Source organism: Nonomuraea phyllanthi, from assembly GCF_006334985.2.
Classification (GTDB): domain Bacteria; phylum Actinomycetota; class Actinomycetes; order Streptosporangiales; family Streptosporangiaceae; genus Nonomuraea; species Nonomuraea phyllanthi.
The window spans coordinates 142,964-166,987 of sequence record NZ_VDLX02000004.1 but is presented as its reverse complement, the minus strand read 5'-3'; the positions used below and the strand labels follow the sequence as shown (position 1 = coordinate 166,987).

The 24,024-nt window shown below is 73.3% G+C and carries 20 protein-coding genes; 9 read left to right on the top strand and 11 right to left on the bottom strand.

Features of this window, described 5'->3' with window-relative positions; translation table 11 throughout:
- The first annotated feature begins 22 nt into the window (after nucleotides 1-22).
- The 7 genes from FH608_RS12280 (at nucleotide 23) to FH608_RS12250 (ending at nucleotide 8,484) form a co-directional block, all read left to right on the top strand.
- A complete protein-coding gene (locus FH608_RS12280; protein WP_139630589.1) occupies nucleotides 23-871 on the top strand; it encodes an amidohydrolase family protein in 849 nt (282 codons plus the stop codon).
- A gap of 55 nt (nucleotides 872-926) precedes the next feature.
- Complete coding sequence (locus FH608_RS12275; protein WP_139630588.1) at nucleotides 927-2,015, top strand: Gfo/Idh/MocA family protein; 1,089 nt, start codon at nucleotides 927-929, stop codon at nucleotides 2,013-2,015.
- On the top strand, nucleotides 2,012-3,019 hold the full coding sequence (locus tag FH608_RS12270; RefSeq protein ID WP_139630587.1) for a LacI family DNA-binding transcriptional regulator: 1,008 nt from the start codon (nucleotides 2,012-2,014) through the stop codon (nucleotides 3,017-3,019). The genes FH608_RS12275 and FH608_RS12270 overlap by 4 nt, the downstream gene beginning before the upstream one ends.
- A gap of 117 nt (nucleotides 3,020-3,136) precedes the next feature.
- Entirely contained in the window at nucleotides 3,137-3,838 is a 702-nt protein-coding gene (locus tag FH608_RS12265; protein WP_193318371.1) for a sulfotransferase family protein, read from the top strand.
- A 190-nt stretch (nucleotides 3,839-4,028) separates the two neighbouring features.
- Nucleotides 4,029-5,060: a LacI family DNA-binding transcriptional regulator gene (locus tag FH608_RS12260; RefSeq protein ID WP_139630586.1), complete on the top strand. Its 1,032-nt coding sequence runs from the start codon at nucleotides 4,029-4,031 to the stop codon at nucleotides 5,058-5,060.
- A complete protein-coding gene (locus tag FH608_RS12255) occupies nucleotides 5,057-7,087 on the top strand; it encodes a beta-galactosidase (RefSeq protein ID WP_139630585.1) in 2,031 nt (676 codons plus the stop codon). Before FH608_RS12260 ends, FH608_RS12255 begins: the two co-directional genes overlap by 4 nt.
- Nucleotides 7,088-7,098: 11 nt before the next feature.
- Entirely contained in the window at nucleotides 7,099-8,484 is a 1,386-nt protein-coding gene (locus FH608_RS12250) for a GH1 family beta-glucosidase (protein ID WP_139630584.1), read from the top strand.
- Nucleotides 8,485-8,487: 3 nt separating this feature from the next.
- Here the strand turns inward: FH608_RS12250 and FH608_RS12245 are convergent, their stop codons facing one another.
- From FH608_RS12245 to FH608_RS12220, 6 genes are all read right to left on the bottom strand, one after another.
- Complete coding sequence (locus tag FH608_RS12245) at nucleotides 8,488-9,318, bottom strand: SAM-dependent methyltransferase (RefSeq protein WP_139630583.1); 831 nt, start codon at nucleotides 9,316-9,318, stop codon at nucleotides 8,488-8,490.
- Between the two features lie 112 nt (nucleotides 9,319-9,430).
- Entirely contained in the window at nucleotides 9,431-10,081 is a 651-nt protein-coding gene (locus FH608_RS12240; protein ID WP_139630582.1) for a nitroreductase family protein, read from the bottom strand.
- Between the two features lie 81 nt (nucleotides 10,082-10,162).
- Nucleotides 10,163-11,158 (bottom strand): LacI family DNA-binding transcriptional regulator, encoded by a 996-nt coding sequence (locus FH608_RS12235; protein WP_139630581.1) that lies wholly within the window; start codon nucleotides 11,156-11,158, stop codon nucleotides 10,163-10,165.
- Entirely contained in the window at nucleotides 11,155-12,012 is an 858-nt protein-coding gene (locus FH608_RS12230; RefSeq protein ID WP_139630580.1) for a carbohydrate ABC transporter permease, read from the bottom strand. The genes FH608_RS12235 and FH608_RS12230 overlap by 4 nt, the downstream gene beginning before the upstream one ends.
- The gene (locus tag FH608_RS12225) at nucleotides 12,012-12,896 is read right to left on the bottom strand and encodes a carbohydrate ABC transporter permease (protein WP_139630579.1); all 885 of its coding nucleotides are present in this window, start codon (nucleotides 12,894-12,896) and stop codon (nucleotides 12,012-12,014) included. Before FH608_RS12225 ends, FH608_RS12230 begins: the two co-directional genes overlap by 1 nt.
- Complete coding sequence (locus tag FH608_RS12220) at nucleotides 12,893-14,209, bottom strand: ABC transporter substrate-binding protein (protein WP_139630578.1); 1,317 nt, start codon at nucleotides 14,207-14,209, stop codon at nucleotides 12,893-12,895. Before FH608_RS12220 ends, FH608_RS12225 begins: the two co-directional genes overlap by 4 nt.
- Nucleotides 14,210-14,375: 166 nt before the next feature.
- On the opposite strand from FH608_RS12220, the gene FH608_RS12215 reads away from it, so the two are divergent.
- Together FH608_RS12215 and FH608_RS12210 are read left to right on the top strand one after the other, a co-directional pair.
- On the top strand, nucleotides 14,376-16,355 hold the full coding sequence (locus FH608_RS12215; RefSeq protein ID WP_139630577.1) for a beta-galactosidase: 1,980 nt from the start codon (nucleotides 14,376-14,378) through the stop codon (nucleotides 16,353-16,355).
- An 11-nt stretch (nucleotides 16,356-16,366) separates the two neighbouring features.
- Nucleotides 16,367-17,464 carry a glycoside hydrolase family 53 protein gene (locus FH608_RS12210; RefSeq protein ID WP_139630576.1) on the top strand — a complete coding sequence of 366 codons (1,098 nt, stop codon included), beginning with the start codon at nucleotides 16,367-16,369 and terminating at the stop codon, nucleotides 17,462-17,464.
- 1 nt (nucleotide 17,465) lies between these two features.
- Here FH608_RS12210 and FH608_RS12205 read toward each other — a convergent pair whose 3' ends face one another.
- The 5 genes from FH608_RS12205 to FH608_RS12185 all read right to left on the bottom strand — a co-directional run bounded on the left by FH608_RS12205 (nucleotide 17,466) and on the right by FH608_RS12185 (nucleotide 23,950).
- Nucleotides 17,466-17,840 carry a YchJ family protein gene (locus tag FH608_RS12205; RefSeq protein WP_139630575.1) on the bottom strand — a complete coding sequence of 125 codons (375 nt, stop codon included), beginning with the start codon at nucleotides 17,838-17,840 and terminating at the stop codon, nucleotides 17,466-17,468.
- Nucleotides 17,841-17,845: 5 nt separating this feature from the next.
- Nucleotides 17,846-18,697 carry an NAD-dependent protein deacetylase gene (locus FH608_RS12200; RefSeq protein WP_139630574.1) on the bottom strand — a complete coding sequence of 284 codons (852 nt, stop codon included), beginning with the start codon at nucleotides 18,695-18,697 and terminating at the stop codon, nucleotides 17,846-17,848.
- A gap of 78 nt (nucleotides 18,698-18,775) precedes the next feature.
- Entirely contained in the window at nucleotides 18,776-20,557 is a 1,782-nt protein-coding gene (locus tag FH608_RS12195; protein ID WP_226899357.1) for an ABC transporter ATP-binding protein, read from the bottom strand.
- Nucleotides 20,554-22,308 carry an ABC transporter ATP-binding protein gene (locus FH608_RS12190; protein ID WP_226899356.1) on the bottom strand — a complete coding sequence of 585 codons (1,755 nt, stop codon included), beginning with the start codon at nucleotides 22,306-22,308 and terminating at the stop codon, nucleotides 20,554-20,556. The genes FH608_RS12195 and FH608_RS12190 overlap by 4 nt, the downstream gene beginning before the upstream one ends.
- 142 nt (nucleotides 22,309-22,450) lie before the next feature.
- Nucleotides 22,451-23,950 carry a hypothetical protein gene (locus tag FH608_RS12185; RefSeq protein ID WP_139630573.1) on the bottom strand — a complete coding sequence of 500 codons (1,500 nt, stop codon included), beginning with the start codon at nucleotides 23,948-23,950 and terminating at the stop codon, nucleotides 22,451-22,453.
- Nucleotides 23,951-24,024 lie beyond the last annotated feature (74 nt).

Here is a 24,024-nt window from a genome sequence, read left to right as displayed (position 1 = left end):
ATTGATCAGTGAGGAGGCCGGGATGACCGTCGTCGACGCCCACCAGCACTTCTGGAACCTGGAGACGGGCTCCTACCCGTGGCTGACGCCGGAGCACGGGCCGATCCACCGCACCTTCGAGCCGCCGGAGCTGATCCCGCAGCTCGCGGCGGCCGGGGTCGAGCGCACGGTGCTGGTGCAGGCGATGGACTCCTACGCCGACACCGACGCCATGCTCGCGCAGGCCGACGCTTACGACCTGATCGGCGCGGTGGTGGGCTGGGTGCCGCTGAACCGGCCGGACGAGGCGGCCGTGGCGCTGGAGCGCTACCGGCGCCATCCCCGGTTCGCGGGGGTGCGCCACCTCATCCACGACGACCCCGACCCCGACTGGGTGATCCAGGACTCCGTGATCGAGGGGCTCGGGCTGCTGGCCGAGGCGGGGCTGCCGTTCGACGTGGTGGCGGTGCTGCCCCGGCACCTGGAGCACGTGCCGGTGCTGGCCGAGCGGGTCCCGGGGCTGCGGATGGTGATCGACCACCTGGCCAAGCCGCCGATCGAGGAGAAGGGCTGGGAGCCGTGGGCGTCGCTGCTCGCCCGCGCGGCCGAGTGCCCGGGGGTGTACGCGAAGGTGTCGGGGCTGAACACGGCGGCCGACGCCGAGACGTGGACGGGCGAGGACCTGCGGCCGTACGTGGAGCACGCGCTGGAGGTGTTCGGCCCCGAGCGGCTGATGTTCGGCAGCGACTGGCCGGTGGCGCTGCTCGCCGGCGACTACGCGAAGGTGTGGCGGGAGACGAACGCCGTGCTGTCGGGGCTGCCGCCCGCCGACCGGGCCGCCGTGCTCGGCGGCACCGCCACCCGCTTCTACGGCATCCAGGAGGCACCGTGACCCGCACCCGGCGACACACCGACGCCGGCCCGACCCGCACCCTGGAGGTGGCCTCGTGATCGACGTGTTCGCGCCCATCGCCGCCGCGGCCGACCTGGGCATCCCGGCGGAGCAGCGGCTGCCCGTCGCCGTCGTCGGCGCGGGGGCCATCGTGGACGTGGCCCACCTGCCCGCCTACCGGCAGGCCGGGCTGGAGGTGACCGGTCTCTACGACCTGGACGGGGGCCGGGCGGCCGAGGTGGCGCGCCGCCACGGGGTGCCCAGGACGTACGCGACGCTGGAGGAGCTGCTGGCCGACGAGCGCGCGGCCGTCGTGGACATCGCCGTCGCGCCCGGGGCGCAGCCCGCGATCGCCCGGCAGGCGCTCGCGGCGGGCAAGCACCTGCTGTGCCAGAAGCCGTTCGCGCCGGACGTCGCGACCGGGCGGGGCATCGTCGACCTGGCCGCGTCGTACGGCCGCAAGGTCGCGGTCAACCAGCAGCTCCGCTTCGACGAGGGCATCGCCGCAGCGCGCGCCATGGTGCGGGCGGGCTGGATCGGCGAGCCGACGGCGATGACGTTCACCGTGAACATCTTCACCGACTGGAGCGCCTGGGACTGGCTCGTCACCACCGACCGGCTGGAGATCGTCTACCACTCCATCCACTACCTGGACGCCATCCGGTCCGTCCTGGGCGACCCCGAGCTGGTCTTCTGCACCGGCAGCCGCACGCCGGGCCAGGCGGCCAAGGGCGAGACGCGCACGATGAGCACCCTGATCTACCCGGGCGACGTGCGGGCGCTGGTCCACGCCACCCACGAGAACCGCTCGGGCGACCAGGAGGCGTCCTTCCGCATCGACGGCACGCAGGGGGCGATCAAGGGCACGCTCGGCCTGCTGTACGACTATCCGCACGGCCGCCCCGACACCCTGGCCGTGAACAGCCGGGTGCTGCCGACCGACGGCTGGCTGCCGTACCCGGTGACCAGGCGGTGGCTGCCGGACGCGGTGGCCGGGCCGATGGGCTCGCTGCTGAGGGCGATCGCCGAGGGCGGCGAGCCCGACACGTCCGGCGCCGACAACCTCGGCACGCTGCGCCTGCTCGACGCCCTCTACCGCTCGATGGACACGGGCCAGAGCGTGCGCCCCGGATCAGCGGCATGAAGCGCGCCCGGGTCACGCTGGCCGACGTGGCCGCCCTCGCGAAGGTCGACCGGGCGGTCGTCTCCCGCGTCCTCAACAAGGACCCCACGCTCAACATCCGGCCGGAGACGCGCGAGCGGGTGCTCGCCGCGATCGAGGAGCTCGGCTACCGGCCCAACGTGGCCGCGCGGAGCCTGCGCACGGCCCGCGCCCACATGTTCGGGCTGTTCATCCCCGACTTCGCCAACCCGGTCTACGCGGAGATCATCAAGGGCGCGGAGTCGGAGGCGGCCGCCCAGGGGTACGTGCTGGTCACCGGCAGCGCCACGGGCGCCGCGCTGGGCGACCACATGGACCGGATCGGGCAGGGCCGCATCGACGGCCTGCTGCTGGCCGGGACGGGTGACGACTCGGGGCTCGTCGCCCAGCTCGACCGGGCCGCCATCCCGTGGATCATGCTGAACAACCGCAGCAGGAGCGTCAAGCGGTACGTCATCCTCGACGACGCCAGGGCCGCCGCGCTGGCCGTGGAGCACCTCGTACGCCTCGGCCACCGCCGTATCGCCCACCTCGCGGGGCCGTCCCGCGCCGACACGGCCACCCGCAGGTCGGCGGGGTACTCCGCGGCGATGCGCGCGGCCGGCCTGCCTGAGGGGCCGATCGTGGCGGCCGACTACACGCCGGCGGGCGGGGCGGCGGCGATGGCCCGGCTGCTGGCCGCCTCCGAGCGGCCGACGGCGGTGTTCGTCGCCAACGTGGCCTCGGCGATCGGCGCGATGGAGAGCGTGCGGGCGGCCGGGCTGGCGATCCCCCGGGACGTCTCGATCGTGGCCGTGCACGATCTGGAGCTGGCCAGCTACCTCAATCCCGCGCTCACCACGGTCCGGATGCCGCTGGGCGAGCTGGGCCGCCGCGGCGTGACGCTGCTGGGCGCCCTGAAGCCGGACGACACGGTGGCGGAGGTGCTGGCCGGGCCGATCGAGCTGATCCAGCGCCAGTCCACCGCTCCCCCGCCGGATCTTTAGGGGCCCGCCCGGCCGGGGTACGTGGCGCAGGTCGAAGGCGGCGGTGATGAGGGGATTGCCAGGTTCATGATCACACCACCATGATCGAGGCAAGCCGACACCTCATGGAGGATCACCATGCTGACCGTGATCGGCGCGGGATTCCCGCGCACCGGTACGAGTTCGATGAAGGCGGCGCTGGAGCGGCTGGGGTTCGGGCCCTGCCATCACATGTTCGACGTCGGGTCCGACGCCGACCGCGCCCGGCGGTGGGCGCCCCTGGCCGACGGTGACACGGTGCCTGACTGGGAGCACGTGTTCGAGGGGTTCCGCTCCGCCGTGGACTGGCCGGCCTCGTTCTTCTGGCGCCAGTTGGCGGACAGGTATCCGGACGCCAAGGTGGTCCTCACCGTACGCGACCCGGACGCCTGGTTCGCGAGCATGCGGACGCTCATCACCAACGGCCCGGCCCGGTTGCAGTCCGAGAAGCTGGCACCGGAGATGGCCGGCCTGATGGAGAACATGATGACCACACGCCCGCTGCTCGAGCGCATGATTCGGGAGGGGCTGGGCAGCGACCGGCCCTTCGGCGAGGTCCCCGACGAGAAGGACACCATCGCGGCGTTCGAGCGGCACACGGCCACGGTGAAGGAGAGCCTGCCGCCCGAGCGGCTGCTGGTGTTCGACGTGCGGGAAGGGTGGGAGCCGCTCTGCCGCTTCCTGGGCGTGGACGTCCCCGCCGGGGAGCCGTTCCCGCACCTGAACGACAGCAAGGTGATGCAGCAGTCGATCGACAGGATGATGCAGGGGGAGAAGGTCGGGCTTCCCTTCCATCCCTAGGAGGCCATCACCTCAGGGGTGCCGTCCTCCCGCACCCTGAACTCCGTCTCCTGATCCGGCCCTTGGGCGCCGGATCAGGGACGCCTGCCTCGCCGGTTTAAGGACGCCCGAATCTGAGCCATTGACAGCGCCGCAAAGCGGGCCCTACGTTGTGCGAAACGTTTCGACGGGGGCTCGATCGGCGGGGGGCATGGCTTCGATACGTGACGTGGCCGAGCGGGCACAGGTCGCGGTCAGCACCGTGTCCGCCGCGCTCAACGGCACCCGTCCCGTGGCGGCCGGCACGAGGCGGCGGGTCGAGCAGGCCGCAGCCGAGCTCGGCTACCGCCCCAGTCCCCTGGCCAGGGGGCTGCAGGGCGGGCGCACCCGCATCCTGGCCCTGCTGTTCCCCGCCCCGCGCGGCGGCTTCGGGCTGACCCAGATGCAGTTCGTCACCGGCGCCGCCGAGACGGCCCGCGAACTCGGCCACCACCTGCTGCTCTCCGCCGAGCACGCCGACCCGATCGAGGAGCTGCGCCACCTCACCGGCCTGGGGCTGGTGGACGGCGTGCTGCTGATGGAGGTGGGCCTGGCCGACGAGCGCGTGGAGTTCCTGCTGGAGGCGGGCATCCCGTTCAGCATGATCGGCCGGACCCGCGACCCCGGCCGCGTCGACCACGCCGACATCGACTTCGCCGCCACGGCGCGGGAGGCCGTGGCGCACGTGGCCGGGCTCGGGCACCGCAAGCTCGCCTTCTTCGAGCTCCCCGCCGACCGGCACGCGGCGGGCTACGGTCCCGCGGTCCGCGCCGGGGCCGAGTTCGCCGGCGCCGCCCGCGCGGCCGGGATCGGCTACGTCGCAGGCTTCCGTCCCGGCTCCCCCGAGGAGGGCGGGCAGGCGTTCGAGCGGCTGGTCACGGCGCATCCGGACGTGACGGCGCTGGCCGTGATGGGCGACCGGGCGGCGGTCGGGGTGCTCGCGGCGGTGGCCGCGCGCGGGTGGCGGATCCCCGGCGACCTGACGCTGCTGCTGGTCTCGTCGTCGTCCAGGGTCGCCGAGATGTTCCATCCGCGCCTGACCACGCTGGAGCCGCCGAGCGCCGAGCTGGGCGGGCTCGCCGTGCGGATGCTCATCGACCGGCTGGACGGCGACGGCCCGCCGGCCCGGAAACTGCTGCCCTGCCGCCTCGTCGTCGGCGACAGCTCGGCCCCGCCACGGCGGAGGAAGGAGGCCGGAGCATGACCCGGCCGGGACTCCACACGCTCACCGGCGGGCGCGGCCTGCTGTTCGGCGGCGACTACAACCCCGAGCAGTGGCCCGAGCACGTGTGGGCCGAGGACGCCGAGCTGATGCGGGCCGCCGGGGTCAACCTCGTCACGGTCGGCGTCTTCAGCTGGGCCCGCATCGAGCCGGAGCCGGGCGCGAGGGACTTCGCCTGGCTGGACCGGGTGCTCGACCTCATGGACGAATCCGGCATCGCGGTCGACCTCGCCACCCCGACCGCCTCCCCGCCGCCGTGGCTGGGGCACCGCCGGCCGGAGACCCTGCCGGTGGACGAGTCGGGCCACCGCCTCTGGTACGGCTCGCGCAACCAGTTCTGCCCTTCGTCGCCCGTCTACCGGGAGCACGCGCTGGCCCTGGTGGAGGACCTGGCCGCCCGGTACGCGGGCCACCCGGCGCTCGCCCTGTGGCACGTGGGCAACGAGTACGGCCAGGTCTGCCACTGCGACGAGTCCGCCGAGGCGTTCCGTACCTGGCTCAAGGCCCGTTACGGCGACCTCGACGCGCTCAACGAGGCCTGGGGCACCACGTTCTGGAGCCAGCGCTACGGCGACTGGGCCGAGGTCGTCACCCCGCGCCGCGCCCCCTACATCATCAACCCGTCGCAGCAGCTCGACTGGCGGCGCTTCTGCTCCGACGCGCTGCTCGACCACTTCCGCGCCGAACGCGACCTCCTGCGCCGCCACACCCCGGACATCCCGGTCACCACCAACTTCATGGGCCTGTTCAAGCCGGTCGACGCCTGGTCGTGGGCGCGGGAGGAGGACGTCGTCTCCAACGACCACTACCCCGACCCGGCCGACCCGCTCGCGCCCGCCCGCACGGCGCTCACGCACGACCTGATGCGCGGCCTGGCCGGGGGCGGGCCGTGGCTGCTGATGGAGCAGGCCGCGAGCGCGGTCAACTGGCGCCCGCACAACCCGCCCAAGCCGCCGGGCCGGCTCCGGCTGGAGTCGCTGCAGGCGGTCGCCCGCGGCGCCGACGGCCTGTGCTACTTCCAGTGGCGGGCCTCCCGCTTCGGCGCCGAGCGCTTCCACTCCGCGATGCTCCCCCACGCCGGCCCCGACACCCGCCTGCACGCCGAGATCCGCGCCCACGGGCGGGAGCTGCGCGAGCTGGCCCGCGTGGCGGGGCGGCCGGTGCCCGCGCGGGTGGCCATGGTGTTCGACTGGCCGAGCTGGTGGGCGCTGGAGGAGCGCGGCCGGCCCAGCGACCGCCTCAACGCGGTCGAGCAGCTCTTCTCCTACTACCTGCCGTTCTGGGAACGCGGAGTCACCGTGGACCTGGTGCCCCCGTCCGCCGACCTGACCGGCTACGCCCTGGTCGTGGTACCGAACCTCTTCCTCGTCTCCGACGCCGACGCCGGCGCCATGACCGCCTACGTCCACGGCGGCGGCGTCCTGGTCGTCGGGCCGTTCTCCGGCATCGTCGACCCGCGGGCGCACGTGCGCACCGGACGCTTCCCGGCGCCGCTGCGCGCGGTGCTGGGCGCGTCCGGCGAGGAGTGGCAGCCGGTCGAGGGCCCCGTACGCTGCCGGTGGGCGGGCGGCGCGGAGTTCGACGCGCACACCTGGACCGAGCTGGTCGCCGCGGAGGGCGCCGAGACGGTGGCCGCGTTCGCCGGTGACGGGCGGCCCGCGGTGCTGCGGCACCGCGCCGGCGAGGGCGTCGCCTGGTACGTCGCGACGATGCCCGAGCCGGACGCGCTCGGCGAGCTGGCCGAGCGGGCGCTGGCCGACGCGGGCGTGGACGGGATCCTGCCGGAGCCGCGGCACGGCGTCGAGGCGGTGCGCCGTGGCGAGATCCTGTTCCTGCTCAACCACGGCACCGAGACGGTGCGCGTGCCCCTCCCCCGCCCGGCCACCGACCTGCTGACCGGATCCGCCGCCGACGGGCACGTGGTGCTGGCGCCACGCGCGGTCGCGGCCCTCGTGGAGCCCTCACCGCAAACGCCGCCGCCGGGCGACGACATCGAGATCACCCTCTGAAGGAGTTGTGCATGACCGCCTTTCCCGAGAACTTCCTGTGGGGCACCGCCACCGCGGCCTACCAGGTGGAGGGGGCCGCCGCCGAGGACGGCCGCGGCCCGTCGATCTGGGACACGTTCTCGCACACCCCCGGGCTGGTGGCCAACGGCGACACCGGCGACGTGGCCTGTGACCACTACCACCGGCTGGATGAGGATCTGGACCTGCTGGCCGCGCTGGGCGTGGGCGCGTACCGGTTCTCGATCTCGTGGCCGCGCGTGCGCCCCCAGGGCAGGGCCAACCGGCCGGGGCTGGACTTCTACGAGCGGCTGGTGGACGGCCTGCTGGCCAGGAACATCGCCCCCGTCGCCACCCTCTACCACTGGGACCTGCCGCAGGAGCTGGAGGACGCGGGCGGCTGGCCCGAGCGCGAGACCGCCTACCGGTTCGCCGACTACGCCACGCTCATGGGCGAGACGATCGGCGACCGCGTGCACACCTGGATCACCCTGAACGAGCCGTGGTGCTCGGCCTACCTCGGCTACGCCTCCGGCGTGCACGCCCCCGGCCGGACCGAGCCGGCCGCCGCGCTGGCCGCCGTGCACCACCTCAACCTGGGCCACGGCCTGGCCGTCCAGGCGCTGCGCGCGACCGGGGCCAAGGACGCGAAGATGTCGGTCACGCTCAACCTGCACCACGTGCGCGGCGTGTCCGAGGCCGACGCGGACGCCGTGCGGCGGGCGGACGCGGTGGCCAACCGGGCCTTCCTCGGCCCCATGCTGGAGGGCGCCTACCCGCGCGACCTCATCGAGGACACCGCCGCCGTGACCGACTGGTCGTTCGTGCGCGACGGCGACGAGGCCACCGCCTGCCAGCCGATCGACGTGCTCGGGGTCAACTACTACAACCCCACGCTGGTACGCCAGTGGGACGGCTCCTCCGAGCGGGCGACCGCCGACGGGCACCAGGACGGGGCCGCCTCGCCGTGGATCGCGTGCGAGGACGTCGAGTTCGTCCAGCAGCCCGGCCCGTACACCGAGATGGGCTGGAACATCGACGAGACCGGCCTGACCGAGCTGCTGCTGCGGCTGCACCGCGACCACCCGGGCACGCCCCTGATGATCACCGAGAACGGCGCGGCGTTCGCCGACGTCGTGACGCCCGACGGGCGCGTGCACGACGAGCGGCGCGTCGACTACCTGCACCGGCACCTGACCGCCGTGGCCGAGGCGATCGCGGGGGGCGCGGACGTGCGCGGCTACTTCGTGTGGTCGCTCATGGACAACTTCGAGTGGGCGCACGGCTACGCCAAGCGGTTCGGCATCGTGCGCGTGGAGCCGGGCACGCTGGAGCGCGTCTGGAAGGACAGCGCCCACTGGTACCGCGACGTGGTGGCCACCGGCAAGCTGCCCGGCTAGGAGCTACGGCTTGCGTGCCACGCCCCCCACGAAGGTGTGGTACGTGATGCCCGGTGTGGCGTGGTCGTCGGGCCCCGGACGCCACTCGGGCAGCGGCACCAGGCCGGGGTCCACCAGGTCGAGGCCGTCGAAGTAGGCGAGGATCTCCTCGCGGGTGCGCCACCGGCCGGTGCCGAGGTGCTCGTTGAAGATCCGCTCCGCCTCGTCCGCCTGCTTCGACACCTCCGGGTGGGCCTCGCCCGGGTTGTGGAAGTGCGAGATCACCACGTGGCTGCCCGGGGCGAGCGGCCGGATGAAGGCCTCCGCGACGCCGGCCGGGTCCTCCTCGTCGGCCAGGTGGTGCAGGATCCCGAACATCAGCAGCCCGACCGGCTCGCCGAAGTCGATCAGGCCGCGGGTCCTCGGGTCGTCGAAGATCTTCTCCGGCTCCCGGGCGTCGGCGTCGACGATCGTGGTGGTCTCGTCCACGGCGAGCAGCGCGCGGCCGTGGACGAGCACGATGGGGTCGTGGTCGACGTAGACGACCCGCGAGAGCGGGGCGACCGACTGGGCGATCTCGTGCACGTTGCCCTGCGTCGGCAGGCCCGAGCCGATGTCCAGGAACTGGCGGATGCCGGCCTCGGCCGCGAGAAAGCGCACCGTGCGGCGCAGGAACTCCCGGTTCGCCCTGGCGGCCTGGGGCGCGTCGGGCGCGACCTGGAGCGCGGCGGCGGCCACCTGGCGGTCGATCTCGTAGTTGTCCTTGCCGCCGAGCATGTAGTCGTAGACGCGGGAGACACTGGGCCTGGTGGTGTCGACTCCGCGGGGTGCGTGCTCGTGCTCGCTGTCGGGCACTGTCGGCTCCTCGGTCAGGTGAGCTGGGGCTGGGACCCATGATCCTCTTCAGACCCCCGTTTATGCCGACATTTCATCATGTCTGCCCCGTCGGGCGCGATCTTCGCGGCGGCTACCAGCGATCGACGTGCAGCACGTCGTCCAGCGGCTGCCGCCTGGCCGGCCGGAACGTCTCCCCGGTGTGGTAGGCGGTCGGGATCAGCACGCCCTGCCGCACGTGGGCGGGGATGCCGAGCAGCTCGGCGATCTCGCTCTCGTACGCCAGGTGCAGCGACGTCCACGCCGTGCCGAGCCCGCGGGCCCTGGCGGCCAGCATGTAACTCCAGGCGGCGGGCAGCAGCGACCCCCACAGCCCGGCCTGGTTGCCCTCCGGCAGCGCGGCCCCGTCCAGCGTGAGGCACCCGATGACCAGCACCGGCACCTCGCCCATGTGCTCGGCCAGGTAGGTGGCGCTCTCGGACACGCGCCGCTGCACCCCCGCCCGCTCCGGGTCGTCCTGGAACAGCGCGCCCGCCGAGGCCTTCGACTCGGCGTACGCGCGGTAGGAGCGCTCGTAGTAGCCGCCGATCGCCCGGCGCCTGTCCGGGTCGGTCACCACCAGCCAGTGCCAGCCCTGCCGGTTGCCGCCGGTGGGCGCCTGGAGCGCGACCTCCAGGCACTCGCGCACCAGCTCGACGGGGACCGGCCGGGTCAGGTCGAGGCGCCTGCGCACGCTACGGGTGGTGGTGAGCAGTTCGTCGGGGCTCAGTTCGTTGATCGCCATACGGGCCATCATGTCAATTCCCGGAAGGAGTGACAGGATGCCCGCAGGTCGCGTCGCCATCGGTCAGCGGCCGCCGCCTGATCAGGCGGACTCGCGGATCACCAGCTCCGTGGGCAGTATCACCGGATCCACGTGCTTCCCCCCGTCGATGAGCGCCAGCAGCAGGCGTACCGTCTCCTGCGCCACCTCCGCCAGCGGCTGGCGGATCGTGGTCAGCGGCGGGTGCGTCGAGACGGCCACCGACGAGTCGTCGAAGCCGCCCACCGCCACGTCGTCAGGCACGCGCCGCCCGGCGGCGCGCAGCGCGGCCAGGGCGCCGGCCGCCATCAGGTCGGAGGCGACGAAGACGGCGTCGATGTCGGGCGTGCGCTCCAGCAGCTCGGTCATGGCCCGCTCGCCGCTGGCCTGGGTCCAGTCGCCGTGCGCGATCAGCTTCGTGCTGGCCTTGCGGCCCAGCACGTCGGCGAACCCCTCCAGGCGCTGGATGCCGCCGGGGGTGTCCATCGGGCCGGTGATCATGGCGATGCGCCTGCGCCCCTGGGCGACGAAGTACTCGGTCATCTGCCGGCCGCCCAGGCGGTCGTCGGCGGCGGCGTACGGGATGACGCCCTCGCGGCCGATGACGGCGCCGTAGGAGACCGCGGGCGGCCCCGGCTGCAGCGCCTCGACGAACGGGTCGCCGGCGTGCGTCGACATGAGCAGCACCCCGTCGGCGTGGCCGCCACGGATGTAGCGGGCCACCCGCTCGCGGTCGCCCTCGTCGCCCGCCATCATCATGACGAGCGACAGGTCGCGCTCGGCCAGCATCCTGATGGCGACCCGGATGGTGGTGCTGTAGTTGGGGTCCTCGAACACCTTGTCATGCGGCTCCGACAGCACCATCACCACCGAGCCGGTGCGCTGCGTGACGAGGCTGCGGGCGGCCCGGTTGACGACGTAGCCGGTCTCCGAGATGGCGCGCTCGATGGCCACGCGCGCCGCCGGGCTGACGTACTTGTCGCCGTTGAGCAGCCGGGACACCGTGCCGCGTGACACGCCAGCGGCGGCGGCGACGTCGTGGATCGTTGGGCGCTTCACTTCACAGCTCCAGAGGACAGGTCGGTCTTCCAGTATCGCTGCATCGTGAGGAAGAGCGCGATCAAGGGGATGAGCGACAGGAACGCGCCGGTGAGGATCAGGTTGTACAGGGAGGGCTGGTTCGCCCCCGACTGCAGGAGCGTGAACAGGCCGACCGTGAGCGGGAACTTGCCGTCGTCGCCGAGCATGATGAACGGCAGCAGGAAGTTGTTCCAGATCGCCACGAACTGGAACAGGAAGATCGTCACCATGCCGGGCACCATCAGCGGGATCGCCACCTGGTACATGAGCCGCCCCTCGCCGGCCCCGTCGATGCGCCCCGCCTCCAGCAGCGAGTCGGGGATGGCCGCGGTGGCGTAGACGCGCGCCAGGTAGATGCTGTACGGGTGCAGGATCTGCGGCAGCAGCACGGCCCAGTACGTGTCGGCCAGCCCGACCTTGGAGAACAGCAGGTACTGCGGGATCGCCAGCACCACGGACGGCACGAGGATGCCGCCGATGAGCAGGTTGAAGATGAGGTTCCGGCCGCGGAAACGGTATTTCGCCAGCGTGTAGCCCGACACCGCCGAGACCGCGGTCGACAGCAGCGCGCCGCCGCCCGCGTAGAGCAGGGTGTTGGCCGCCCACAGCCAGAACACCCCGTCGCGGTAGGCGAACAGCTGCGTCACGTTGTCGAGGAAGCCGGTGCCGAAGGAGAGCGTCGAGGTGCTGAACAGCTCCGCCGGCGACTTGGTGGCGGCGATGAGCACCCAGAACACCGGGAACAGGCAGTAGATGGCGCCGAGCAGCAGCAGCCCGGTCGGCGCGACGCCCCACGGCGCCCGGGCGGCCTTCAGCCGGTGTGCGCTGGCCATCAGCCCTCCCCGAAGGCGCGGTTGCGGACCACGCGCAGGAACCCGAACGACAGGACGAGCGAGATGGCCGCGATGACGATCGACGTGGCGGCGGCCGAGTACAGGTCGCCGGTGACGAACGCGTCGCGGTAGACCTTCATGAGCGGGCTCCACGTCGAGCTGATGGTGTTGGTGAGCGGGCGCAGGGTGGACGGCTCGGTGAACACCTGGATGGTCGCGATGATCGAGAACACGGTGGTGAGGATGATCGCCGGGGTCAGCATCGGGATCTTCACGCGTACCGCGATCTGGATCTCGGAGGCGCCGTCGAGCCGCGCGGCCTCGTACAGGTCGCGCGGGATCGCCCGGAGCGCGGTGTAGAGCACGAGCATGTTGAAGCCGGTCCCGCCCCACACCGCCACGTTCGCCATGGAGTACGTGACGGTGCTCGCGCCGAGGAAGTCGATCTCCAGGACGTCCCTGATGGGGCTGAGCGAGGGCAGGTAGAGGAAGCCCCACAGCAGCGTGGCGGCCACGCCCGGCACCGCGTACGGCAGGAAGATCGCGATCCGGGAGAACCGGGCCAGCCGCACCCGCGCCGAGTCCAGCAGCAGCGCGAACAGCAGCGCCAGGCCCAGCATCACGACCAGCACCAGAGCGCCGTAGCCGAGCACGCGCAGCCAGCCGTGCCACAGCTCGGCGTCGGACAGGGCGGCGGAGAAGTTGTCGAACCCGACGGAGACCTCTCGCCGCGCGCCCCGGCCCAGCCCGAGCCCGGACACCTTGGTGCGCCGGGTCGCCAGCCAGACGGTGTAGCCGATGGGCACGGCGAGGAACAGCGTGAACAGCACCATCGCGGGGGTCAGGAACAGGTACGGCCACGCCCCCCTGCCGGAGCGCCTCATGAGGCGAGCTGGAAGCCGGACTTGCGCATGTCGGCGACCGTGGCGTCCTGCATCGCCTGGACCGCGCCGGAGAAGGCGGTCTTGTTCTGCAGCGCCTTGTCGAAGGCGTCCTTGAAGGTGTTGTACGTCACCCCGACGTTGGGCCCGAACGTGAAGCCGCGCGCCCCGGCCGAGACCGTGGCGGCCTGCTGCCAGAAGTCGGGCTGGTTGGAGAAGTAGCCGGGGGCCTGGCCGAGCGCGGACTGCGCCTTGGTGCTCGCCGGGTAGATCGCGGCCTCCTTGACCAGCAGGTCCAGGGCGGCGGGGTCGGTGTTGAGCCAGGTGGCGAACTGGGTGGCGGCGGCCTTGTTGGGCGTCTTGGACGACACGGCGGTGGAGGAGCCGCCCCAGAAGCCGCTGAAGCTCTCGCCCGCGTTCCACTGCGGGAGCGGGGCGACGGCCCACTTGCCCTTGGCCTTGGGCGCGTTGCTCTCCAGCACGCCGGGCGCCCACACGGCCGACGGCCAGGTCAGCAGCCTGCCGTCGTTGAGCGCCTTGTTCCACTCGGGGGTGAAGTAGGGCATGTCGTCGATGACGCCCTCCTTGACCAGGCCGCCCCAGTAGTCGGCGACCTTCTTGGTGGGCTCGTCGGCGATGTTCACCTTCCACGACTCGCCGCTGATCGACCACCACTGGGCGCCGGCCTGCTGCGCCAGGCCCGTGAACGCTCCCGGATCCTTGCTGGAGAACGTGCCGAGGTACGCCTTCGGGTCCTTCTTGCGCAGGGCGCGGGCGGCGTCGGCGTACTCCTGCCAGGTCTTGGGGACGCTCAGGCCGTACTTGTCGAAGAGGTCCTCGCGGTAGAAGAGCATCATCGGGCCGCTGTCCTGCGGGATGCCGTACACGCCCTCGGTGCCGAGCGTGACGAGGCCCCACAGGCCCTCGGCGAACTCGCCCGCGATCGAGGCGGTCTCGGCCTTGAGGTCGGCCACCGCGTCGGCGGCGACGAACGAGGGAAGGTGCTGGTACTCGGCCTGCACCAGGTCGGGCGGGTTGCCGGCCTTGGCCGCGGTGAGGAACTTGGCGGCGGCGTCGTCACCGCCGGCCTGCTTGCTGACCGTGACCTGGATGTCCGGGTGCTCCTGGTTCCACGCGGCGACGATCTTGTCCATGTTGGGGGCCCAGGTCCAGTACGTCAGCTTGACCGGTCCGGTGGCGGCGGCCGCGGGGCTCTGCGCCGCCTCGGGGCTCGCGGCGGGCTCACTGGACCCGCAGCTCGCGAGGGTTGCCGTGAGCACGGCGGCCAGGGCTGCTCCAAGGCGGTTGGCGCGCATTGCGTACCTCCAGAAGGTTCTGTGAACGTGCACAGAGTGAAGCAGGCGTGAAACGCGCGTCAAGGGGTCGTTACGGTGTCGTTAGGCGGTCCTCGTCGGGCCGCCTCTCCCCGGAATCCCGGACATCGGTTACTGTGCACGTTCACAGAGCTATTGAGGGGGATGGATGTATCCGGAGCGTCCTGCCGGGATCGCCTTTGGCGGCGACTACTACCCGGAGCAGTGGCCGCGGGAGGTCCTGGAGGAGGACGCGGCCCTGATGCGCGAGGCCGGGGTCAACCTGGTCAGCCTCGGCATGTTCTCGTGGGCGCTCATGGAGCCCGCGGAGGGGCGCTACGCGTTCGGCTGGCTGGACGAGATCGTCGACCGGCTGCACGCGAACGGGGTCGCGGTCGCCCTGGCCACGCCGACGGCCGCCCCGCCCGCCTGGTTCGTCCGCGCGCACCCCGACGTGCTGCCGGTGACCAGGGACGGGCAGCGGATCGGGCTCGGCGGCAGGCAGAGCGCCTGCTCCAGCGCCCCGGCCTTCCGCGAGGCCACCGCGCGGCTGGTGCGCGCGCTGGGCGAGCACTACCGGGGGCATCCGGCCGTGGTCATGTGGCACGTGCACAACGAGTACGGGGCGCCGCTCGGCGAGTGCTACTGCGAGCACAGCGTGGCGGCCTGGCGTGAATGGCTGCGCACCACGTATCGGGAGGTCCCGGCGCTGAACGAGGCCTGGGGCGCCACGTTCTGGGGCCAGACGTACACCGACTGGGCGGAGATCGACGCCCCGCGCTTCAACCACACGGCGGTCAACCCGGCCCAGCGCCTCGACTACGCCCGCTTCAGCGACGGCGAGCACCGCGCGCACTACGCGCTCCAGCGTGACATCCTGCGCGACCTCGCCCCGGGGATCCCCGTGACCACGAACTTCGCCGGGACCGTGAACTGCAAGTCGACCGACCTGTGGCGGTGGGCGCGCGAGCTGGACGTGATCGCCAACGACCACTACCTCAAGGCTGAGCGGCCGGACAACCACATCGACCTGGCCATGTCGGCCGACCTCGCCCGCTCGGTGGCGGGCGGCGCGCCGTGGATGCTCATGGAGCACTCGGCGGGCGCGGTCAACTGGCAGCCGCGCAACCTCGCCAAGCGCCCGGGCGAGATGCGCCGCAACAGCCTCGCGCACGTGGCGCGCGGCTCGGACAGCGTGCTGTTCTTCCAGTTCAGGGCCTCGCGCTTCGGCGCGGAGAAGTTCCACTCGGGCATGGTGCCGCACGCCGGGACCGGCTCCGAGCAGTGGCGCGAGGTGGTGCGGCTGGGCGCCGACCTGCGCGAACTCGCCGCGGTCCGGGGCAGCCGGGTGCGGGCCGAGGTCGCGCTGGTGTGGGACTGGGAGTCGTACTGGGCGCTGGAGCTGGACTGGCGGCCGTCGGTCGACCTGGAGTTCAGGGAGCGGATGGACGCCTTCTACGAGGCGCTGTGGCGGGAGCACGTCACGGTGGACTTCGTCCACCCTTCCGCCGATATTTCGGGTTATGCGGTGGTGGTGGCGCCCAGCTCGTACCTGCTGACCGAGGCCGCCGCCAAGAACCTGCACCGGTACGTCGAGTCGGGCGGCACCCTGCTCGTGTCGTACTTCTCCGGCATCGTGGACGAGCACGACACGATCCACCCCGGCGCCCACCCCGGCGCGCTGCGCGAGCTGCTCGGCCTGTCGATCGAGGAGTTCCACCCGCTGCGCGAGCACGAGACGGTCGAGCTGGACGGCGGCGCCCCCGCGCGCGTCTGGTCCGAGCGGATCCGCCCCGCCGGCGCGGTCGCCGTGCGGCGCTTCGCCACCGGCCCCGACGCCGGGCACCCCGCCTTCACCCGCCACGAGCTCGGCGCGGGCACCGCCTGGTACCTCGCCACCGCCCCTTCCGGCGGCCTGCGCGAGCTGCTCGGCCAGGTGCTCGACCACGCCGGCGTGTCCCGGCCGCGCGGTCTGCCCGACACCCTCGAAGTGGTACGCCGGGGCGACCACGTCTTCCTGATCAACCACGGCGACGACCCCGTGACGGTCGAGGGGGTGACCGGCACCAGCGTGTTCGACGGCGTGCGCCACGACGGCCCGGTCACCGTCGCGCCCGGCACGGTCATGGTCGTCGCCACCACCCCCTGAGGGAGATCCCGATGAAACGCATCCTCGCCACGCTCCTGTTAGCCGTCGCGTCGCTGTCCGTCGCGCACCCCGCCGAGGCCCATGCCCTGCGGATCAGGGGCGCGGACGTCTCCAGCCTGGCCAAGTCGGAGGCGTACGGCGGCGTCTACCGCGACGCCCGCGGCCACCAGGGCGACGCGCTGCGCATCCTCGCGCGGGCCGGGCTCAACTACATCCGGCTCAAGGTCTGGGTGAACCCGGCCGACGGCTACAACACCAAGGCGCAGGTGCTCGCCGTCGCCAGGCGGGCCAAGGCGCTCGGGCTGCGCCTGCTGGTGGACTTCCACTACTCCGACACGTGGGCGGACCCCGGCAAGCAGATCAAGCCGGCCGCGTGGGAGGGGCTGACGCTCGACGAGCTCACGCGGGCGGTGTACGACCACACGTACGACGTGCTCGACGCCCTGCGCCGCCAGGGCACCAGGGCCGACATGGTCCAGGTGGGCAACGAGATCAACGGCGGCCTGCTCTGGCCGGACGGCTCCAACGCCGACTGGGCGAACACCGCCCGGCTGCTGAACGCCGGCTACGACGCCGCCAAGCGCGTCTCGCGATCCACCCAGGTGGTGCTGCACCTGGCCGACGGGGGCGACAACGGGCTGTACCGGTGGTGGTTCGACAACGCCGCCGCCCACGGCATCCGCTACGACGTGATCGGCCTGTCGTACTACCCGTACTGGCACGGCACGCTGGAGGCGTTCCAGGCCAACATCAACGACGTCGCCACCCGGTACGGCCGGCCGGTGGTCGTGGTCGAGACCGCGTACCCGTTCACGACGGCCGACGACGACGGCTGGCCCAACATCATCACCTCGGCGGAGCCGTACCCCGGCTACGCGGCTACGCCGCAGGGGCAGGCGGCGATGCTGGCGAAGGTGGCCGACATCGTCCGCGACGTCCCCCACGGCCTGGGGCTCGGCCTGTTCACCTGGGAGGCGACCTGGACCGGCGTCCCGGGCAACGGCTGGGACCCGGCCGACCCGTCGTCGGGCGACGCCTGGGAGAACCAGGCCCTGTTCGGCTACGACGACCGCGCGCTACCCGCCATGAGGGTGCTGGGCCGGCGCTGACCTACAGCGCCCCGGCGTAGACCCAGCGGCCGTCGAGGCGGACGAAACGGCTGTTCTCCTCCAGCTCGCCCGGCCGCCCGCGCTCGACGTAGTGGGCGCGGAAGTGGACCGTGCCCTCGGTGTGCACGACGCTGCCGCCGGTCGTCTCCAGCACCTCCAGGCGCTCCCACCGCACCTTCCGGTCCAGGTCGAGCCGGGCGGGCCGGGCGGCGGGGTGCCAGGTGCGGAGCAGGTAGGCGGCGTCGCCCACCCCGAACGCGCTGAACCTGGAGCGCATGAGCCGCTCGGCGGTGGTGGCCGCCGCCTCGCCCCGGTGGAGCCTGCCGCAGCAGTCGTCGTAGGGGGCGGGCAGGCCGCACGGGCATGTACGAGGCATGCGTCCTATTGTGCCGCCGGGGACCCGGCGGGGCGTACCGTCAGCAGGCCGGTGAGGTCGGTCAGGGCCGGGCCGAGCGGGGCGTCCAGGGTGAGGCAGGCCTCGGCGTCGCCCCCGGTCGGGCCCTGGTTGACGATGGCGATGGGGATGCCCAGCTCGGCGGCCCTGGTGACGAACCGCAATCCCGACTTGACCGTCAGCGAGGACCCCAGCACCAGCAGCAGCCGCGCGCCCGCCACCACGGCGAAGCACTCGTCCACGCGTGGGTGGGGGACGTTCTCGCCGAAGAAGATCACGTCGGGCTTGAGCAGGCCGCCGCACGCCGCGCAGTCGACCACCCGGAACCCCTCGACCTGCTCGTCGGTGAGCACCGCGTCGCCGTCGGGGTTGATCAGCCCGCTGGCGGCCCAGCCCGGGTTGGCCGCGAGCAGCCGCCGCTCCAGCTCGGCGCGGGGCGTGCGCTGCCGGCACGACAGGCAGACCACCCGGTCGAGCCCGCCGTGCAGCTCGATCACCCGCCGGGCACCGGCCGCCTGGTGCAGGCCGTCGACGTTCTGGGTGACGATGCCGGCCACCAGCCCGCGCCGCTCCAGCTCGGCCACGGCCCGGTGGCCCGCGTTGGGGCGGGCCTGCCCCATCTGCCGCCAGCCGACGTGGCTGCGCGCCCAGTAGCGCTGCCGGGCCGCCGCGCTGCCGACGAAGCGCTGGTACGTCATCGGCTCGGCGCGCCGGGCCCGACCGGTCGGCCCCCGGTAGTCGGGGATGCCCGACTCGGTCGACAGGCCTGCCCCGCTGAGCACGGCCACGCCTCCCCCGGCGACCAGCTCGGCCAGTCGTGTCACTGTCACACCGTCCATGGTGCCCGATCCCCGCGACCGCCCATCCCCCGCCCCGGAAGGCTCCCGCCCTCACCCGGCCGGGTGCCAGGGGCCGGCCTATCCCCAGGGGCCGGCCTGTCCCCCGCCCGTCCTCTCCTCGGCCTCGGCGATGCGCTCGGCGCTCCACAACCGCCGCATCTCCGGGCAGCTCTCCAGCAGCTCCCCGAGCCGGCCGCGCCCGGCGACCCGCCCGCGGTCGAGCACGATGATCTGGTCGGCGCGTTCGAGCGCGGCCTGGCGGTGCGAGACGACCAGCAGGGTGCCGTGCCCGGAGATCCGCTCCCACAGCGACCGCTCGGTCTCGACGTCGAGCGCGGACGACAGGTCGTCCACGACGAGCAGGTCCGGGTCACGGACCAGCGCGCGGGCGGCGGTGGCCCGCTGCACCTGGCCGCCGGACAGCCGCACCCCGCGCGGCCCGACCACGGTGTCGAGCCCGTCGGGCATCGCGGCCAGGTCGGACTCGAACGCGGCCAGTTCCAGCGCCCGCCGGAGGTCGGCGTCACCGGCGGGCAGGCCGAGCAGGAGGTTCTCGCGCAGGGTCGCGGAGAACAGCCGCGGGACCTGGCTCGCGTACGCCGCCCTGCCGGGCACGAGGAACGTGCCGGGGTCCTCGACGGGCGTGCCGTTCCACATGATGGCGCCCTCGTCCAGCGGCAGCAGGCCGAGCAGGGCGCGTACCAGGGTGGTCTTGCCCGAGCCGACCGCGCCCGTGATCACCGTGAACGTGCCGCGCTCGACGCGCAGGTCGATCCCGCGCACCCCGAGCGCGCTCAGCCCGCGCGCCTCCAGCACCCGCAGCGGGTCGCCGTGCCGCGGCGCGGCCGGGAGGGGCGGCGGGTCGCCGCGCAGCCAGACGTCGGCGCCCCGCGACAGGTCGCCGGCGCTCTCGTGCGGCGCCATCAGGCGCGTCAGCCGCTCGGTGGCCACCGCGGCCTGCGGCAGGCGGTAGAGCATGGTGCCGATCGAGCGGGGCAGCGCCGTGAGCCAGCCGATGTAGCTGGTGAACAGCGCGAGATCGCCCACGGTGAACTCGCCGCCGCGCATGGCGGGCGCGGCCAGCAGCAGCACGAGCCCGATGCCGATCTCCACGGTCGTCCCGGTGGCGGCGTCCAGCAGGTCGGTGGCCAGGCGGTCCTTGACGGCCGCGGCGCGCCGCCGCCGGTTGTGCTCGCGCAGCCGTTCCAGCGCCGCCGCCTCGGCCCCGGCGGTCTTGAGGGCGAGCACGCCGCCGAAGATCTCGCCCACGTACGCCGTGACGGCCGCGCCGAGCACCCTGGCGCGCTGGTGCAGCCGGCCGATGGCCTGCCGCATGACCCGGCTGAGCACGCCGATGGCGATCATCGGCAGCACGAGCACCAGCGTGATCACCGGGTCGACGGAGGCCATGACGGCCAGCGCGGCGGCGGCGAAGAGCGTCGTGCCGGCCAGGCTCACGCTCTCGTCGGTGAAGTCGACGGCGTCGGCCACGTCGTCCCGCAGCCGGGACACGGACTCGCCGCTGGAGTGCGGCAGCCGCGCCGCGGCGGGGCCGCGGGCGGTCAGGAGCGAGCGCAGCGCGTTGGCGCGCAGGAGGGTGGCCGCCGCGGCCCACCAGTAGACGCCGTACGTCCAGGCGATGATGATCATCAGGCCGCGGGCGACCTCGACGCCCACGAACGCCGCGCACAGCCACAGCACCCAGCCCGCGTCACCCTGCAACCCGTCGAAGACCCGCTGCAGGACGAGCCCGCCGGCCAGCGGGATCACGTGGACCGGGAGCCAGAGCAGCGCGCCGATGAGGTAGCGGCGGAAGTCGAACGTGGCCAGCCGGGTGGCCACCAGCGTCACGGGCTTCACCGGCTCACCCCCGCCAGGTCGAGCAGCCGGCCGAACCTGCTGCCGGGGTCGGCGGCGAGGTCGGCGCGGCGGCCGTACTCGATGATCTTGCCTTGGTCGAGTACGGCGATCTTGTCCACGCGCGAGAGCGAGGACAGCCGGTGCGCGATGATCACGCCGGTCCTGTTCCTGAGCAGGCGGTCGATGCTGTGCTCGATGCGGCGTTCGGTGGCGGGGTCGAGCCTGCTGGACGCCTCGTCCAGCACGACGAGCCCGGGGTCGGCGAGGAACGCGCGGGCGAACGCGATGAGCTGCGCCTCCCCCGCCGACACGCCGGCCAGCCGGGTGTCGAGCCCGTCGGGGAGGCCGGCCAGCCAGTCGCCGAGCCCGACGTCGCGCAGCACCTCTTCCAGCACCTCGTTGTCAGGCGGCGGCCGGAAGAGCGTCAGGTTGTCGCGCAGGCTCGCCCCGAACAGCTGCACGTCCTGGGTGACGACGCCGATCCGCCGCCTGAGCGAGGCCGGGTCCGCCTGGCGCAGGTCCAGCCCGCCGGCGCGCACGACGCCCTCGGTCGGGTCGTACAGGCGCAGCACCAGGCGGGCGAGGGTGGTCTTGCCGCTGCCCGTGCGTCCCACCAGCCCGAGCGTCTCGCCGGGGGCCAGCGTGAGGGTGATGCCGGACAGCACCTGCTCGTCGTCGTCCGGGTAGGCGAAGCCGACGCCGTCCAGGCTCAGGCCGAGCGGGCCCGTTCCGGGCAGCGGCCGGGTTCCGTCCGTCAGCGTGCGCCGCTCGGCCAGCAGGCCGCCGATGCGGGCCAGGCCGGCCAGCGCGGCCTGGTACTGCCGGATCTGGTCGATGAGCCGCTCGAACGGCGTGCGGACCATCAGCGTGTACTGGAAGATCAGCACGGCGGTGCCGATCGTGAGCGTCCCCGACGTCAGGGTCCACGCGGCGAGGGCCAGCATGATCGCGGTGCCCGCCGCGAACGCCACCGACGTGCCCGCCAGCAGAGTGGTCCCGACGCGGGCGTCGTTGACCTCGGCGCGGTAGAGGCGGGCGTTGACCTGGTGGAAGCGGCGCACGGTGTGCTCGCCGGCGCCGTTGGCCCTGAGGTCCTCGGCACCGGCCAGCCGCTCTTCGAGCAGGCCGAACAGGCGCGCGCTCGCCGCCCGCGACCGGGCGGCCGACGGCACGGCCAGGCGCTGCGCGCGGGCCATCCCGAACCCGATGAGCAGGCAGTACGCCAGCAGCGCGGCGCCGATGCGCCAGTCGACGCCGAACACGATGACGAGCACCCCGGCCAGCAGCAGCACGCTGGCCACGACGTCCATCAGGAACGCGACGACGAAGTCGGCCACGGCCACGACGTCGCCGTCGACGCGCTCGATCATCTCGCCGGGCGTGTGCCGGCCGTGGAAGGCCAGGTCGAGGCCGAGCGCGTGCCGGGCGAGGCGCTCGCGCAGGCGGTTGGTGCCGTCCCAGGCGAGGCGGCTCGCCAGCCACGCGGTGACCATCCTGGCGGCCTGGCCCGCGACGGCGAGCGCGAGGTAGGCGAGGGCGATCAGGGTCAGGTGCCTGGTGCTCGCCCCGGCGACGGCGTCGTCGACGAAGCGGCGGGTGATCTGGGGTGCCGCCAGCGGCAGGGCGGTGGCGGCGGCGATGGCCGCGACGAGCGCGGCGGCGGGCCTGGGGCCGGGGCGCAGCAGCCGCAGGACGGACGTGCTACGCGGCGGGATCCCCTGGTCCGGCGATGGGTCGAACGATCGTGACAAGAAGCGTCATGCCCTTTGGGTAGGAGGTGTCTTTGCGCTGGGTGGACATGCGCGTCGTCCTCATGACGGAACCTCCTCGGTCGCCGGGCTGACGGACGGGAGTACATCAGCCCGGCGACCGGCTGGGCAACTCATTTACGCCTCAGGTGCGGGCGGCGGCTCCTTCGCGACCCCTCAGCACGCCCGCCCGCGCCAGCCCGGCCGTCAGTTCGGTGCGGGCGCGCTCGGGGAGCGTGTCGAGCGCGTGCGGGTCGTCGGCGGCGAGCCGCGCGACGGGCGCCACCTGGTACGGGCGCAGCCGCAACGACCGCCCCGACCGAAGGCTGACCGCGAAGGTGCCAGGCCCGCCCCCGTCAGGCCCGGCACCTCCGCGTACCACCTCCGCGCAGGGATCCCACGCGGAAGCGGGCTCCTGGCCGGCCACGGAGCAGGCGGCGAGCCTGCCGGCCGGCAGCCCGGGCAGCCGCCCGAGCCAGTCACTGATCATGGCGGCCACCTCGTACGCCCGCATGGTGCCCGGGGCGTCGAACCGGATCCACCTGACCAGGTCGTTCCCGCGCTCCGGCGGGACGCGCACGCTCGGCCCCGCCCACGGCGTCCTGATCGCCATCCGGTACGGCCGCAGCCCGGCCAGCCGGACCCCGCCCGCGCCCGCAGCCAGCAGCTCGACGGACTCGCCGACGACGCCGGCGTCCATGCCGGGCGCGCCCAGCACCAGCTCGCAGGCCACCGGCACGCCCGGCGCGATCGCGGACAGCAGCCGCCGCAGGTCGACGGTCACGCCGTTGAGCCCGGTCACGGCGGCCAGGAAGTCGACGCGCGTCGCGATGATCGTCAGGCCGCGGCAGCGGGCCAGCGCGTCGCGGGGCCAGGCGGCGGCCTCCACCGCGTCGAGCCGCCCGGCCCACGGCCCGTCGGCGGGCGGGGGGCACGCCCCGGTCACCCAGCGCACACGCTTCCCCGACCGGGTGACCAGGGCGTCGTCCGGGCGGGCCCGCCCGGCGTTCTGCGGCCGGCCGGACGCGCGGTCGTACCACGAGGGGCGGATGGCCCGTGCGGGCGACCAGGCCAGCAGCTCGACCCCGGCCAGCTCGGGCACGCGCCGCAGCGCCGCGCGCTGCCGGGCCACCAGCCGCCCGCACAGCGTCACCCGCTCCGCGCCCAGCGCCGCCACCAGCGCGAACGCCGCGGGAAGCTGCCGCCCCGCGTCCACGACGACGTGGGCCCGCCGCCCCGCGGCCGCCTCGGCGGCCAGCTCGATCTCGGGGCGGAACAGCTCGCACCTTCCGGCGGCGCCGAGCACGTCCCTGCTGCTCTGGGTGCTCCCCTCGGCCAGCTCCAGGCGGTCGAGGTCGAGGCGGACGGCCGGGTCGGCCGCCAGCCTGAGCGCCGTGCCGACCGCCCGTAGGTGGGCGTCGTCGAAGACGCCGCGTTCGAGCACGGCCGCCGCCGCCAGCTCGAGCAGGGCGCCGAGCGGCCCCTCCGCCGTCCCGCCTGCAGGCCGCCGTGCGGCGGCCTGCAGGCGGGACGGGTCGGCCAGGCGTTCGACGATCCGGGCGTTGAGGTCGAGCACCTCGGCCCCGGCGGGCGCCATGACCTCGGTGGTGAAGTCGGTGAGCGGCGGGACGACGATCAGCTGCATCGACGGCACCCCCTTTCCGGCCGCGGATTCGCCTCGCGGTGTTTCTTAACTCAAAATATTTACAAGATCATTTT